15 protein-coding genes and 1 tRNA gene are annotated in these 13,317 nt (G+C 70.4%); 7 read left to right on the top strand and 9 right to left on the bottom strand.

All coding sequences use genetic code 11. The annotated features are described in order from the left end of the window. Positions 1-85: 85 nt before the first annotated feature. From OIE67_RS11280 to OIE67_RS11265, 4 genes are all read right to left on the bottom strand, one after another. Positions 86-1,165, bottom strand: a complete 1,080-nt coding sequence (locus tag OIE67_RS11280) for a CU044_5270 family protein (RefSeq protein ID WP_326639267.1) — start codon at positions 1,163-1,165, stop codon at positions 86-88. Further along, positions 1,162-1,371, bottom strand: coding sequence for a sigma factor-like helix-turn-helix DNA-binding protein (locus OIE67_RS11275; protein WP_326639265.1), 210 nt, complete (start codon positions 1,369-1,371; stop codon positions 1,162-1,164). The genes OIE67_RS11280 and OIE67_RS11275 overlap by 4 nt, the downstream gene beginning before the upstream one ends. An 87-nt stretch (positions 1,372-1,458) precedes the next feature. Further along, on the bottom strand, positions 1,459-2,391 hold the full coding sequence (locus tag OIE67_RS11270; protein ID WP_326639263.1) for an SDR family NAD(P)-dependent oxidoreductase: 933 nt from the start codon (positions 2,389-2,391) through the stop codon (positions 1,459-1,461). Continuing rightward, a complete protein-coding gene (locus tag OIE67_RS11265) occupies positions 2,388-3,002 on the bottom strand; it encodes an NAD(P)-dependent oxidoreductase (RefSeq protein ID WP_326639261.1) in 615 nt (204 codons plus the stop codon). Before OIE67_RS11265 ends, OIE67_RS11270 begins: the two co-directional genes overlap by 4 nt. Before the next feature lie 100 nt (positions 3,003-3,102). Here OIE67_RS11265 and OIE67_RS11260 point away from each other — a divergent pair, with 100 nt between their 5' ends. The 4 genes from OIE67_RS11260 to OIE67_RS11245 all read left to right on the top strand — a co-directional run bounded on the left by OIE67_RS11260 (position 3,103) and on the right by OIE67_RS11245 (position 6,112). Then, positions 3,103-3,531: a MarR family winged helix-turn-helix transcriptional regulator gene (locus tag OIE67_RS11260; RefSeq protein ID WP_326639259.1), complete on the top strand. Its 429-nt coding sequence runs from the start codon at positions 3,103-3,105 to the stop codon at positions 3,529-3,531. A 73-nt stretch (positions 3,532-3,604) separates the two neighbouring features. Beyond that, positions 3,605-3,970, top strand: a complete 366-nt coding sequence (locus OIE67_RS11255; RefSeq protein WP_326639256.1) for a MerR family transcriptional regulator — start codon at positions 3,605-3,607, stop codon at positions 3,968-3,970. Between the two features lie 46 nt (positions 3,971-4,016). After that, the gene (locus tag OIE67_RS11250; RefSeq protein ID WP_326639254.1) at positions 4,017-5,033 is read left to right on the top strand and encodes an NADPH:quinone oxidoreductase family protein; all 1,017 of its coding nucleotides are present in this window, start codon (positions 4,017-4,019) and stop codon (positions 5,031-5,033) included. 221 nt (positions 5,034-5,254) lie between these two features. Next, positions 5,255-6,112 (top strand): site-specific integrase, encoded by an 858-nt coding sequence (locus OIE67_RS11245; protein ID WP_326639252.1) that lies wholly within the window; start codon positions 5,255-5,257, stop codon positions 6,110-6,112. 84 nt (positions 6,113-6,196) lie between these two features. Here OIE67_RS11245 and OIE67_RS11240 read toward each other — a convergent pair. Then, positions 6,197-6,271: transfer RNA gene (locus tag OIE67_RS11240), tRNA-Val, on the bottom strand. A 466-nt stretch (positions 6,272-6,737) separates the two neighbouring features. Between OIE67_RS11240 and OIE67_RS11235 the strand changes: the two genes are divergently transcribed. After that, positions 6,738-7,154 carry an SsgA family sporulation/cell division regulator gene (locus OIE67_RS11235; protein WP_103958541.1) on the top strand — a complete coding sequence of 139 codons (417 nt, stop codon included), beginning with the start codon at positions 6,738-6,740 and terminating at the stop codon, positions 7,152-7,154. A 7-nt stretch (positions 7,155-7,161) separates the two neighbouring features. On the opposite strand, the gene OIE67_RS11230 is transcribed toward OIE67_RS11235, so the two are convergent. Then, positions 7,162-7,695: a DUF305 domain-containing protein gene (locus OIE67_RS11230; protein WP_326639247.1), complete on the bottom strand. Its 534-nt coding sequence runs from the start codon at positions 7,693-7,695 to the stop codon at positions 7,162-7,164. 215 nt (positions 7,696-7,910) lie between these two features. Between OIE67_RS11230 and OIE67_RS11225 the strand changes: the two genes are divergently transcribed. Next, positions 7,911-9,248: an LVIVD repeat-containing protein gene (locus OIE67_RS11225; protein ID WP_407674836.1), complete on the top strand. Its 1,338-nt coding sequence runs from the start codon at positions 7,911-7,913 to the stop codon at positions 9,246-9,248. A gap of 49 nt (positions 9,249-9,297) precedes the next feature. On the opposite strand, the gene OIE67_RS11220 is transcribed toward OIE67_RS11225, so the two are convergent. From OIE67_RS11220 to OIE67_RS11210, 3 genes are read right to left on the bottom strand one after another with little or no spacing between them, the layout of a single operon-like run. Beyond that, entirely contained in the window at positions 9,298-10,128 is an 831-nt protein-coding gene (locus tag OIE67_RS11220; protein ID WP_326639243.1) for an aminotransferase class IV, read from the bottom strand. Continuing rightward, positions 10,129-11,154, bottom strand: a complete 1,026-nt coding sequence (locus OIE67_RS11215) for a chorismate-binding protein (protein WP_326639241.1) — start codon at positions 11,152-11,154, stop codon at positions 10,129-10,131. It abuts the gene before it with no gap. Continuing rightward, on the bottom strand, positions 11,121-12,038 hold the full coding sequence (locus OIE67_RS11210) for a LysR family transcriptional regulator (RefSeq protein WP_326639239.1): 918 nt from the start codon (positions 12,036-12,038) through the stop codon (positions 11,121-11,123). Before OIE67_RS11210 ends, OIE67_RS11215 begins: the two co-directional genes overlap by 34 nt. Positions 12,039-12,096: 58 nt before the next feature. Here OIE67_RS11210 and OIE67_RS11205 point away from each other — a divergent pair, with 58 nt between their 5' ends. Next, positions 12,097-13,287 (top strand): Rid family hydrolase, encoded by a 1,191-nt coding sequence (locus tag OIE67_RS11205; RefSeq protein ID WP_326639238.1) that lies wholly within the window; start codon positions 12,097-12,099, stop codon positions 13,285-13,287. The last annotated feature ends 30 nt before the right edge of the window (positions 13,288-13,317 follow it).

Raw genomic sequence — 13,317 nt, 5'->3', positions numbered from 1 at the left:
GCGATATGTCATAGCTTTTGGCTTCCTTGTGGCAGTCCAAGCCGTCGTCGACCGGCAGCCGGAGCCTCGTCCGCCCTGCGAACGTTCACAGACGCTCGCCCAGCTCGCCGACCCAGCCCAGGCTCTCGTAGGCCATCCGGAGCGACGGCGCCGATCGCCCTCGCGGACGGAACTCGTACGCGAGCAGCTCGGCCGTCGCGTCGTCCACGACCAGCCGGAACTCACCCTCGCCCTCCCCCGTCCCCTTCCTCGCCAGGGCGACGCCGGTGCGGCCGAGCGCGTCGGTGACCTTCCCGGGCGAGCTGATCCCGGGCTGCTCGGCGAGCACACGGTAGAGGGCGGAGCGGGTGGCGGGGGTGAGCGGGCCGGCCAGCAGGTCCTGCGCCGTCGACCACACATAACCGGCGAACTCCGGTTTGGCTCCCCCCCAGTCGCTCGCGGGCTCCGCGTCGTACAGCCGCCGCAGCCGGCGCTCCAGACCGTCCTTGCCGGTCGGCAGCCGCAGCAGCTCCTGAACGGTGAGACGGTGCGTGCCGATCAGGTAGAACAGCCGCATGTCGTAGTCGTTGGTCGACGGCTTCGCCGGCACCAGCTCGGGCGAGCCCATCGCCCGCCACTTCGCCTCGTCCTTCGGGGTGCGGAACGTGACCTTCGCGTCCTGGCCGGTCACGGTGCGGCTGGGCGCGTCTTTCGCACGCGCGTGCCAGGTGTCCTGGGTGGTCGCCACCGTCGCCGCGAACGGCGCCTTGCGCCGCTTCATCCTCTCGGCCGTCGGCAGGGTGCGTACCGGCTCGAAAGTGCGGTGGCGGGTGTACCAGTAGCGGCCCGTCGTGGCGGGCGCGCGGGCGGCGGTCTCGGCCGCGGCCAGCAGGACGGACCGGGCGTCGAAGGCCGGCGGGGTCGCGGAACGCGGCGCCCCGTCCGGGGTGGGAGACGCACTCGCGACCGGCACCGTACGGGCCGGCGAGACGTCAGGGCCGGTGCCGCCGACCACGAGAACGGCCGCAGCGGCCAGAGCCAGGCCCGACAGAGCGCTCACCACGGCACGGGCCCGCCTGGCCCGCCGACCGCGGCGCAGCAGCTCCAGCACCGGGGCCGGGCCGGCCGGTTCGCGGTGGGCGAGGGTCCGCAGCGCCTGGGCGAGTTCTTCCTGCTCGTGATTCATCGTGCCGCCTCCTGGTTCTCCCGCAGCGCAGCGCGCAGGCGTGCCATCGCTCTGAAGTGCTGGCTCCTGACCGTGCCGACCGAGCACCCGAGGATCGCCGCGACCGCCTTCTCCGTCAGGTCCTCGTAGTGCCGCAGGACGACGACGGCCCGCTGCCTGCGCGGCAGGTTGGCAGAACGGAGCGGAAATCCGCTGTCACGGCACACAGGGCATCCCCGATCAGTGGGCTCAGAACCGGTAGTCGAGCGCGGGTTCGCCCGACCGGAAATGCCCGGCCGGTGCGCGGGTCATCGTCAGGAAGGAGTCGCCGGGCCGGCCTGGTCTTGGCCGGTGAGACCGGTCAGGGCCGCGCTGGCCTGCCAGAGCCGTTCCTGCACGGCGATGTCGTAGGACGGTTCCGGCGTGCGGCGTGGGCGCCGGTCGGCGAAGAACGCGCCGCTCACCTGCGCGAGGCCGGGCGAGGTGGCCAGGTGTATGGCGGTGTGCGCGCCCTGGGCGGGGGTGAGCAGGAACGGCCGGGCCAGCGCGGCGACCGGTCTGAGCATGCGGGGCACGCTGTCGGCGATGATGGCGGTGGCCACGATGCCCGGGTGCAGGGCGTTGACCGTGACTCTGGTGCCGTTCAGTCGCCTGGCCAGGGCGTATCCGCACATGACCATGGCCAGCTTGGCGTTGCCGTAGGCCTGCATGGGCCGGTAGGCGCGTTCGGACTGCAGGTCGTCCAGGTCGATGACGGCGGTGCGGCGCGGGCCGATCCGGTAGGTCCTGGTGTCGGTGATGGCGTCGGAGGCCACGTTCACCACGCGCGCGGGGGCGCCGGCGATCAGCCGGTCCAGGAGCAGGTTCGTCAGCAGGAACCACGACAGGTGGTTGACCGCCAGATGCAGCTCGATGCCGTCCGTGCTGAGCCGGCGCTCGTGGAAGTGCGCTCCGGCGTTGTTGACGAGCACGTGCAGGCGCTCGTGGCGGTCACGGAAGGCCGCGGCCAGCTCGCGGATGGCCCGCTGATCGGACAGGTCGGCTGCCAGGGCGTGCACATCGGCGTTGCCGGTGGCCGCGCTGACCTGATCGCGCAGCGCGCGAGCCGCCCGCATCTCGCGGCAGACGAGCACGACGGTGGCGCCGCGGCGGGCCAGCTCGGTGACGATCACCCGTCCCATGTCACCGCCCGCACCCGTGACCAGGCACACCCTGCCCGCCAGGGGCCCCGCGGCCGGGCCGGTCATGCCGCGATCCGGGGTGCCTGGCCGACATAGACGTCCTCGGCCGCCGCGCGCAGCAGGAAGTCGGCCAGGTCCGCGCGGGAGATCCGCGAGGCCAGCGTGATCTTCAGCTCGGTGCCGACGCGATAGCGGCCGGTGCGCGGGCTGTGGGTGAGCGCGGGCGGGCGCACGATCGTCCACCGCAGGTCGTCCGCCTGGCGGATCAGCGTCTCCATCGTGTCCTTGTCGCGCATCTTGGCGCTCAGCAGGGTCCGCACGGCCATCACGTACGGCGAGTGGTCGCGGCTCTCCGCCGCGCCATGAGCGCTCACCACCAGCAGCCGGACGGCAGACGTGGCGCGCATGGCGGCCAGGATCGCGCGGACTCCGTCGGTGCAGGCAGGTTGCCTCGCCGAGCCCGCCAGCGCGCTGATCACCACATCGCGGCCGTCCACGGTGGCGTCGACGGCGCCCTGGTCGGCCAGTTCCCCGACGACCACGTGCAGCCGTTCGTGCGAGATCGGCAGGCGCGCGCTGTCGCGGACCATGGCCCGGACCTCGTGCCCCGCCTCCAGCGCCCGCACCACGACCAGGCGGCCGGTGGCGCCCGTCGCGCCGAACACGGCGATCTTCATGGCACTCTCCTCATCCCAGCGGCTGATAGTTGGACACTCCAATCGTTGAACCAAAAGCTTGGAGTTGTCAACCATTGGAGTCTCGTACTATTTTGTAGCCGTGGAGGACGCCGAATCGCCGATCTACGACCTCATCGACCTGACCATGGGCCTGGCCGAACGCACGCAGGCACTCATCGCCGAAGTCCTGGCCGAGCTCGACCTGACCCACGCCCTGGCCAACGCCGTCTGGCGGCTCGGCGGCGCGCGCACCCCGCCCTCGATGCGCGAACTGGCTCACGCTCTGCGCTGCGACCCCTCCACCGTCACCTTCCTGGCCGACCGGCTGGAACAACGGGGCCTGGTCACCAGGACCGTCGACCCCGCCAACCGCCGCGTCAAGATCCTCACCCTGACCGACACCGGCCACCTGGCCAGACGCCGCCTCGTCGAGGCCATGACCATGGGCTCCCCTCTCGCCCGCCTCTCCCCCGACGACCAGCGCACGCTGCGCACGCTGCTGTCCAAGGCGATGAGCGACAGACCGTGACGACGGACGGGAACGCTTCGCCGTGGCGATGAGTACCGGAAGATCGCGGTGCACCACGACGTTGCCCACAGACATGAGAATCGGCGACGCATCCAGAGTCAGCGGCGCGAGTGCGCGATCGTTGCGGCACTACGAGGATGCGGGCCTGATCGTCCCCGGTCGTTGCGGCAACGGGTTCCGCGACTACTGCCAGTCCACCATCGACCGGGTGCTCACGATCCGCTCGCTGCTGGAGTCCGGCCTGTCCGTACGGCTGATCCGGGAGCTCCTGCCCCGCCTCACCGATGAACCCGACGTGGGCACTGATGCGGCACGCGCGGAGTTCCTGCACGAGGTGCAGAGTTACCGCGATCGGCTCGCCGCCCGCATCTCCGTGCTCACCGATCAGCAGGCGGCACTCGACGCCTACCTGCGACAGGCCCGCCGCCCTGCTCCATGATCGCCGCTTGACCTTGACACAAGTGTCAGACTCCTACCTTCCACGCATGGAGATCGACCAGCAGCAGCAGATGACGAAGCAGACGGTACGAGCACTGGTCCAGCGATCGCACCGCGGACCGAAGGACCTGACCCTCACGACCGATCGGCGCCGCCCCACCCCGGGGGCCGGCGAATACCTGGTCCGCGTGGCCGCCGCCGGGATCAACTTCGCCGACGTCATGCAGACCTACGGAACGTACGAAGGAGGCCCGCAGGCACCCTATGTGGCGGGCTTCGAAGCCGCCGGCGAAATCGTCGGCGCCGGCCCGGACGTCGAGACCCCGCTGTCACCCGGCACCCATGTCGTCGGAGTCGGGTCGGGCGCTTTCGCGCAGTACATGACGATGCCGGCCGCGGGCGTACTTCCCGTGCCTGCTGGTTGGAGCGATGCGCAAACCCTCGGCCTGGTGCTGAACTGGGCCACCGCCCTGGCGGCACTGAAACCGCTGGGCGAGATCAAGCCGGGTGAAGTGGTGCTCGTCCATGCCGCCGCCGGCGGCGTGGGGCAGGCCGCCGTTCGCCTCGCCCACCACTACGGTGCGCGAGTGATCGCCACGGCGTCACCGGCGAAGCACAGCACCGTCAAGGCGCTGGGCGCCGAGGAAGTCCTGGACCGCACTCGTCCCGATCTGGCCGCGGAGATCACCCGCCTGACCGGCGGAGTCGACCTGACCTTGGAATCAGTGGGACAGGCCACGTTCAAGACCAGCCTGTCGGTCACCAAACCCTTCGCCGGACGCGTCGTCGTCTTCGGCGCCGCTTCCGGCGATGCCGTTCTGACCACGCACGACCTGGTCTTCACCCACCACGTCCAGATCAAGGGCCTGCACATCGGTGCCCTGGCGCTGCATCAGCCCTCCCTCTACCAGTCGTTGCTGATCGAGATCGAGGCACTCATCGCCCAAGGCGTGTACCCGCCCGGCACCCCACAGCTTCACCCCTTGGCGGACGGGCCGGCCGTCCTGCAGCAACTCGAAGCAGGCCAGACCCACGGCAAGCACGCCCTCGACCCCTGGCGCTGAGTGATGCGCAGCAGGCCGTATGCGCGCACGTACTCGACCTTGAGGGTGCTGTTGAACGCCGCGAAGGCACAGGAGGGAATCAAGACCTGCGTGGTGCGGGAGCGGAGGCCGACCAGGGCGTGAGGTCAAGTTCCGGATATCGCAGTGCCATGCCGGCCAGCGTCTGCGCAGTCCAGTAAGAATGTCCTGGCGGGGGAACCCGAAGGCTTGGAGTTGGCAAGGTGACGCGCGGTGGACGAACTCGCCCCATTCTCGTTCGAAGCTGCGCGCGCACGCTGCAAGAGCTGCGGTCGATCCTTCGTCGGGCGGTAGGACGTGCCCAGGCACGGGACAAGGTGAAGCGGAACGTTGTCCTGCTGTGCGAGCTGCCGAAGGGCAGGCCCGGCCGGCCGTCGAAGTCGCTGACCGTCGAGCAGGCTGAGGCCGTACTGGAGGCCGCCGAGAGTGCACGGCCCTGGCTCCGGGCGTACGTGGTGCTGGCGCTGCTCACCGGCGCCCGCACCGAGGAGCTTCGAGGGCTCACCTGGTCTCATGTCGTCGCCTACGACGAAGAGCATCAAAAGTGGCATCCGGTGCCGATAGCGGGCTGGAAGCACAAGGAGTTCGCCGTGTACGTATGGAGGTCAGTGCGCGCCCACGGGGACACGAAGACCCCCAAGTCGCGGCGGACACTCAAGCTGCCCCGGCGCTGCATCGACGCCCTGACAGCGTTCTGGGGCCACCTGAGCGCAGCAGGAAATGCTCCGACCCGAGAGAACCCGGACCGTCTGGTCTTCGCCACCCGGAACGGCACCAAGATGAGCGCGGGCAACGTGCGGCGCGAGTTCCGGCGGGTGATCACGCGGGCCGGCCTGGTCGGCGCCGAGTGGACGCCGCGGGAAACCCGGCACAGCTTCGTGTCACTGCTCTCCGACAGTGGGATGGCTCTTGAGGACATCTCACGGCTGGTTGGCCACAAGGGAACGGCCGTCACCGAAGCCGTCTACCGACTGCAGATCCGACCCGTGATGGAGCACGGCGCCACCGCGATGGACGACATCTTCCCGAGCGAAGATGAGGCGTCGTCGTCAGGCAGTTAGTCAGGCACCCCCCACGGCAGGTCCCGAACATCAAAAGAGGCCACCTCCCCGACCGGGGATGTGGCCTCTGACCTGCTGCGAACGTGGTGGGCGATACTGGGATCGAACCAGTGACCTCTTCGGTGTGAACGAAGCGCTCTCCCGCTGAGCTAATCGCCCGCCCTGCCGGTGCCTTGCGGTGCCGACGTGGAAAACCATACCGCACTCCGGGGCCCACAGCGAAACCAATACGAGGGGGCGATCAAGGGGAGGAGCGAGGCGTCTCGGGGGTCGGGTCAGAGGGATTCGGGTGAAACGCGGCGGTTGCCCATCGGCACGGCGGGCGGGTGGCATACCATCGTCGTGTCCCGGAAGGCATCGGCCACGATCTTTGCTGAGAAACGTTCATGGGCGGCGCGTCCGGGGCAGGCTCCAGAGCACGCAAAACCCTTGCAAATACGACCCGATTGATGCCGTTTAGCCTGGTAGATGCCTAAATGTCCAGCTGTGATGTGCGTTACAGAAGGCCCTGGAAGCGGAATCTTTCCTACAGGTTTCTTCGTTCCGCGTCATAGCTCGCGACGAAGTCCGTCAGAGCAGTGAAAGCCCCGAAGAGGGGACCTACGACGAAAAGGTTTGGCTGACGATGAACAGCACCACCGTCTCCGCCGAGCTTGGCCTTCGGCTTGTGGTCCCCGACCGTACGACCGTCCCCCTGCTCGCCGGACTGAGTTACACAGCCGACGACCCTTATGCCATCCGCATGGCGTTCCACGTAGGGAACGACGAACCGGTCGAGTGGATCTTCGCCCGCGAGTTGCTGACCGTGGGCATCGTGAGGCGTGTCGGCGACGGCGACGTGCAGGTCTGGCCCGCACGCGCCGATGGCGAGCGCACCTTGCACATCAGCTTGACGTCCCCGTTCGGGCAGGCGCTGTTCGAGGTGCCGCTGGCCCCGCTCACGGAGTTCCTGCACCGTACGTACGAGAAGGTGCCGGCCGGGCGTGAGACCGACTACATGGATCTGGACGCTGAGCTGACCAACATGTTGTGGCCCTCCTGAGCCGACGCTAGGCGGGCAGGGAGCCCAGGACCTCGCGCATGCGGGCGATCTCGATGCTCTGGCCCGAGTAGACGTCCTTGGCCAGCAGCCGCATGCGCTGGTCGCGGCCCCCGGCCAGCTCCTCCCCCGCCATCTTCACCGCCCCCTCGTGGTGCCTGGTCATGAGCTGCAGGAACATCCGGTCGAAGACCCCTCCCTGGGCGGCGCGCAGCGCGTTCAGCTGGTCCTGGGTGGCCATGCCGTAGCCGGGGTCCGTCGTGTGCGCGTGCCCGGCGGGGGCCTCGCGGCCAAGTTCGCGCAGCCAGGTGGTCATGGCCTTGATCTCCGGGGTCTGGGCGGCGGCGATCTGGCGGGCGAACGAGCGGATGGCCGGCGTCGTCGTACGCGCCTGCACCAGTGAGGTCATCTCCAGCGCCTGCCGGTGATGCGGGATCATCCCCTCCGCGAAGCGCACGTCCGAGGCCACCGTGGCGGCCGGCGTCTGCCCGACGCGCTCCCCCGGCGTCGCCGTGCGGGCCGGAGCGCCGGGACTGCCGGGCACGATGACCGGCGCCTGCGTACCTATGGGTGACGGCCCGGCGGGCCGAGGTGGCTCCGGTGTGCACGCAGTAAGCGCAAATGTCGCCATAACTGTGATGATTACCGTACGCGGCCTCGCACCTGCTGACATAGCTTCCATAGTGAGCTACGAGACAAAGGGGATGCGCGTTGATCTCTGCCACATTGCGCGGAGCGTTGCTGTGTACGGCGCTGTTAATGGCCTCCGCCTGCGCCGCGGAGCCACCCGTGGCCGGTACGCCGACGCCCGCCGGTACGCAGGAGACCAGCGCTGCGGCCGCTACGCCGGCCGCGTCGGCCGCGGGTGACGTGAAGACGAGCCCGAACGTCGAGCACGTCGCCCACATCCCGCGGGCGGCCCCGCTCAACGGGGAGGCCGACTTCAACACCGACCTGGCCTTCCAGGGGGACTACGCCTACGTCGGGAACTTCGGCGGCTTCGCGATCTACGACATCAGCGACCCGACGAAGCCGCAGGTCGTCAGCCAGGTGTCCTGCCCGGCGCAGCAGAACGACGTGACGGTGCACGAGAACCTGCTGATCCTGTCGATCGACGAGCCGCGCGGCGGCCCGGAGTGCGACTCCGGCGAGGGCCGGCGCAGCTGGGAGGGTCTGCGGATCTTCGACATCAGCGACAAGAAGAGTCCTGAGTACGTCGGCGCGGTCCAGACCGAGTGCGGCTCCCACACCCACACGATGGTCCCCGCCGGGGAGAGCCTCTACGTGTACGTCTCGTCGCCGGGCCCGGAACCGGACTCGGAGACCTGCCCCGCCCCCCACGAACTCATCCAGATCGTGGAAGTCCCCATGAAGTCGCCGGAGAAGGCGAAGGTCGTCGCGAAGCCGGACATCTTCCCCGAGCGTCAGCACTCCGAGTTCGCCTCCGGCTGCCACGACATCACCGCGTACCCGGAGAAGAAGCTGGCGGCGGCGGCCTGCTTCGGTGACGGCGTGCTGCTCGACATCGCCGACCCGGTCAAGCCGAAGGTGCTGCAGCAGCTCACCGACACCGAGAACTTCCAGATCTGGCACTCGGCCACGTTCAACAACGACGGGACGAAGGTCGTGTTCAGCGACGAGCTGGGCGGCGGCGGCCAGGCCACCTGCGACACCAACACCCCGGCCACCAAGGGCGCGAACGCCGTGTACGACCTGGTCGGCGGCAAGCTGGAGAAGCGCGGCTACTTCAAGATCCCGCGGGTGCAGCAGGAGGAGGAGAACTGCGTGGCCCACAACGGCTCCCTGGTCCCCGTCAAGGGCAAGGACATCATGGTGCAGGCGTGGTACCAGGGCGGCGTGTCGATCTGGGACTTCACCGACTCGGCCGCGCCGAAGGAGATCGGGTTCTTCGAGCGCGGGCCGCACCCGGAGGGGGGCATCGCGGGCTCGTGGTCGGCGTACTACTACAACGGCTACATCTACTCCAGTGACATCCTGGAGGGCCTGGACGTCCTGAAGATCACTGATCCGCTGACCGATCCGGCCGGGCAGGTCAAGATGGACGACTTCAACGTTCAGACGCAGAAGTCCTACTGATCCGACGCTGAAAGCCGTGGGCCCGCAACGGGCCCACGGTGGTCGCGGGTCAGGGGTTGAGGTCGGCGGCCGAGCGCTCGGCGAAGACCTGCATGGCCTTGGTCGTGATCGGGCCGGGCGCGGCGGGCAGCTCGGTGTCGTCGACGAGCCTGATCGGCTGGACGTCGCGGGTGGTGGAGGTGAGGAACGCCTCCTCGGCCTCGTACAGGGCCTGGAGCGGCACGTCGGCCTCCTCGCCGCCGCACCATTCGAGCACCAGCGCCCGGGTGACGCCGGCCAGGCAGCCGGAGCCGAGGGTGGGCGTGAGCAGGCGGCCGTCGCGGACGATGAAGATGTTGGAGCCGGTGCCCTCGCACAGGTTGCCGGCCAGGTTGCCGAAGATGGCCTCGCCGCCGCCGCGCCGCTTCGCGTGCAGCAGCGCCTTGGCGTTGTCGCCGTAGGAGGTGCTCTTGACGCCGGACAGGGCGCCGCGCTCGTTGCGCGGCCACGGGACGACGGCGACGTTCGCCGTCTCGGGGAACGGCTTCTGCTCGTCCACGATGACGACGGAGGTGGTGCCCTGGTCGCCGCGGTCGGAGCCGAGCGGGCCCGGGCCGCTGGTGTAGGTGACGCGGATGCGTCCGAGAGACCAGGCGGGCGCGACGGCGAGGAGCCGGTCGATGCCGTCGGCGATGGCCGCGACGTCGGGGTCGGGCAGGTCCATGCGCTGGGCGGAGAGCGTGAGCCGGTCGAGGTGCCGGGTGAGCGCGAACGACTTGCCGTCAACGATCTTGATCGTCTCGAAGACGCCGTCGCCGACCATGAGCCCGTGGTCGAACACCGAGACGGTGGCCTTCCCGGGGTCGATCACTTGCCCGTTGACCCAGACAGGGATGTTCATTCAGATTCCTCCTGTGGATGCCAGCGCGATCAGCCTGGCTGCTTTGAGCTCGGTCTCGAACCACTCGCGCCCGGGGTCGCTGCCCCAGGTGATGCCCGCTCCCGTGCCGAACCGGAGCTCGTCTCGGCCGTCGGCCGAGGGCGAGATCCAGAATGTCCTGATGCCTACGGCCAGCGCCGCCCTGCCTCGGTCGGCGTCGACCCAGCCCACGGCCCCACAGTACGGGCCCCGGGGGACCGGTTCGAGCTCATTGATGATGCGCAGAGCCGACGACTTCGGCGCGCCTGTGACAGATCCGGGCGGGAAAGTCGCGGCGAAGAGCTCGGGCCAGCCCGCCCCGGGCGCGAGCCGGGCGCGGACGGTGGAGACGAGGTGGACCAGCCCCGGGTATTCCTCGGCCGCGCACAACGACGGCACCTCGACGGAGCCGACGGCCGCGACCCGGCCGAGGTCGTTGCGGACGAGGTCGACGATCATGACGTTCTCGGCGTAGTCCTTCTCCAGCAGGCCGTCCACGGTCTCGGCCGTGCCCTTGATGGGGCCCGACTCGATGACGTCGCCGTCGCGCGACAGGTACAGCTCCGGCGAGGCCGAGACCACGCTGAGGCCGGGGACCTGGATCACGGCCGCGTACGACGCCGGATGGGCCTCGGCGAGCCGGGCGGCCAGGGCGAGCGGGTCGGCGTCGGGCGGGACGGGCGCGCTCAGGACCCGGCAGAGGTTGGCCTGGTAGACCTCGCCCTGCTCGATGTAGGCCCTGATGGCGTGGACGCCGCGCTCGTAGCCGGCCCGGTCGAGGGAGCTGCGCCACTGGTCGGGCCGGGGGCCGCGCCAGGGGGCGGCGGGCGTGGGCAGGGGGGCGCGGCGCACCCGGTCGAACCGGGCGCACGTCACCTTGCCCTCGTAGTCGACGACGACGGCCCACCAGCCCTCGCTGTCGAGCGCGGCGAGGTCTGAGGTCACGTCGCGCAACCCGGTGGCGGACACGTGACCTAAGTGGGCGAAACCGTCGTACACGCCTTCCATTCTCCCAACATCTGGACCAGCTCCAGCGCGGCGGGCAGTGGCGTATCGGGCAGGGCCGCGTAGACCTTCCGTACGGGCGCCGTACCCTTCAGCGGTTTGAGCACCAGATCCGCCGGTACGGCCCGCGCCGCGAGCTCCGGCACCAGCGTCACGCCGAGCCCGGCGGCGACGAACCCGAACTTGCCCGACCATTCGGCCACCCGCAGCCCGCTGCGCGGCGTGAATCCGGCCGCCGCGCACGCCGTCACCAGCAGCGTCGGCTGACCGCGCGGGGCGGCCTCGATCCAGGTCTCGGCGGCCAGGTCGCGCAGGTCCACCTCCGGCTCGGCGGCCAGCCGGTGCCCGGCGGGCAGCGCGACGAACAGCCGGTCCTCGATCAGCGGCACGGTGCCCGCGCCGCCGCCGGGCAGGCCCGCCGGGTAGTCGCTGATGACGGCCACGTCGAGGGCGCCCGCGTGCATCCGGTCCATCAGGCGGGAGCTGAGCCCCTCCGTCAGCCGCAGCTCCACGCGCGGGTTGCGGCTCGCGAAGCGCTTGAGCGTGCCGGGCACCAGGTCGACGTTGGCCGTGGCGAACGCGCCCACCCGCAGTGTGCCGCCGCGCCCGCCGTGGATGGCGGCCAGCTCCTCCCCCGCCCGATCGAGCCGGTCGAGCACGGCCACCGCGTGCCGGTGCAGCGCGGCGCCTGCGGGCGTGAGGCGCACGCCGCGGGCCAGGCGCTCGAACAGCGGCCCGCCGGCGGCGCGCTCCAGCGCGGCCACGCGGCGGGAGACCGCGGACTGGGTGTAGCCGAGCAGCTCGGCGGCGGCGGTGAACGAGCCGCTTCTGGCGACCTCGTCGAACAGGCGCAGCGCCGCGGTGTCGAAGGCATTCGTGTCAGGCATGGCTGGTATGCAATCTAGTCGGTGGTGGAATACCTCGCGACGGGGTTCACTGAGGCACGTGATTGCATTTCTCGGACAGATTGCATTTCTCGGGCAGGGACGCATGGGCGTCCCGATGGCGCGGCGGCTCATGCTCGCCGGGCACAAGGTGACGACGTGGCGGCGCGCGGACGGCGTGGCGGTGGCCGAGGCGGTCGAAGGGGCCGAACTGGTCATCACCATGCTCAGCGATCCGGCGGCGGTGCGGGAGGTCCTGACGGCGGCGCTGCCGGGGCTGCGGCCCGGCGCGACGGTGGTCGAGATGTCCACGATCGGCCCCGAGGCGGTGCACGCGCTGCGGGCACTGCTCCCGCCGGAGGTGGGGCTGGTGGACGCGCCGGTGCTGGGCAGCGTGGGCCCGGCCGCCGAGGGCGGCCTGACGGTGCTGGCCGGCGGTGACGTGGCGGGGTGCCGCGAGGTGCTGTCGGTGTTCGGCTCCGTCCGCGAGACCGGGCCGCTGGGGTCCGGCGCGGCCATGAAGCTCGCCGTCATGAGCGCGCTCGTGCCCGCGCAGGTGCTGGTGGCGGAGACGCTCGCGTACGGGCGGGAGCACGGCGTGGACCGCGGCGCGCTGCTCGACGTGCTGGCGGGCACCCCGCTCGGCGCGGTGGCCGGGCGGCTGCGGACCCCGGCGGAGGAGACCAGGTACTCGCTCGCGCACGCCGCCAAGGACCTGGAGCTGGCGGCCTGGGAGGGCGCCTCGATGGCCGCCGCCGCCAGGGCCAGGTTGCAGCGGGCGCGGGCCGCCGGGCTGGGCGGGCGCGACCTGACGGTCATCGCGGCGCACGTCGGAGCCCCTTCTCCTGAGCGTCCGGAACGGCGGGCCGTGCCGATGAACCTGACCACGATCCCGGCCACGAACGGCTTCTACTCGCACGCCGTCCGGGCCGGCGACACCCTCTACGTCTCCGGCCAGGCGGCCTTCGACGAGCGCGGCGAGGTGGTCGGCCCCGGCTCCATGGAGGTCCAGGCCGAGCACGTCTTCCAGGTCATCGCCCGCATCCTGGCCGATCAGGGGGCGACGTTCGAGGACGTGGCCTTCATCCGGACGTACATGACGGACATGGAGGACAGGGCCGCGTACGGGCGGGTGCGCCGGAAGTACATCACCGGCACGCCGCCGGCGAGCACGACGGTGGAGGTGTCGAAGCTGTTCCTGCCCGGCCTGGTGCTGGAGGTGGACCTGATCGTGGCCCTGCCGGGCCGGTAGGGGGCGGGCTCGGCCTGCCGGGCCGACAAG

This window comes from Nonomuraea fuscirosea (assembly GCF_035917475.1).
Taxonomy (GTDB): Bacteria; Actinomycetota; Actinomycetes; order Streptosporangiales; family Streptosporangiaceae; genus Nonomuraea; species Nonomuraea fuscirosea.
Note: the sequence above shows the minus strand (reverse complement) of the source record. Positions and strands in the feature narration are given on the sequence as shown.

Excerpts from the sequence above, each read along its gene's own strand:
- OIE67_RS11235 (WP_103958541.1), top strand. The coding sequence starts at position 6,738 with ATGAACAGCACCACCGTCTCCGCCGAGCTTGGCCTTCGGCTTGTGGTC.
- OIE67_RS11220 (WP_326639243.1), bottom strand. The coding sequence starts at position 10,128 with ATGAACATCCCTGTCTGGGTCAACGGGCAAGTGATCGACCCCGGGAAG.
- OIE67_RS11270 (WP_326639263.1), bottom strand. The coding sequence starts at position 2,391 with ATGACCGGCCCGGCCGCGGGGCCCCTGGCGGGCAGGGTGTGCCTGGTC.
- OIE67_RS11210 (WP_326639239.1), bottom strand. The coding sequence starts at position 12,038 with ATGCCTGACACGAATGCCTTCGACACCGCGGCGCTGCGCCTGTTCGAC.
- OIE67_RS11255 (WP_326639256.1), top strand. The coding sequence starts at position 3,605 with ATGAGAATCGGCGACGCATCCAGAGTCAGCGGCGCGAGTGCGCGATCG.
- OIE67_RS11265 (WP_326639261.1), bottom strand. The coding sequence starts at position 3,002 with ATGAAGATCGCCGTGTTCGGCGCGACGGGCGCCACCGGCCGCCTGGTC.
- OIE67_RS11250 (WP_326639254.1), top strand. The coding sequence starts at position 4,017 with ATGGAGATCGACCAGCAGCAGCAGATGACGAAGCAGACGGTACGAGCA.
- OIE67_RS11280 (WP_326639267.1), bottom strand. The coding sequence starts at position 1,165 with ATGAATCACGAGCAGGAAGAACTCGCCCAGGCGCTGCGGACCCTCGCC.
- OIE67_RS11215 (WP_326639241.1), bottom strand. The coding sequence starts at position 11,154 with ATGGAAGGCGTGTACGACGGTTTCGCCCACTTAGGTCACGTGTCCGCC.
- OIE67_RS11225 (WP_407674836.1), top strand. The coding sequence starts at position 7,911 with ATGGCCTCCGCCTGCGCCGCGGAGCCACCCGTGGCCGGTACGCCGACG.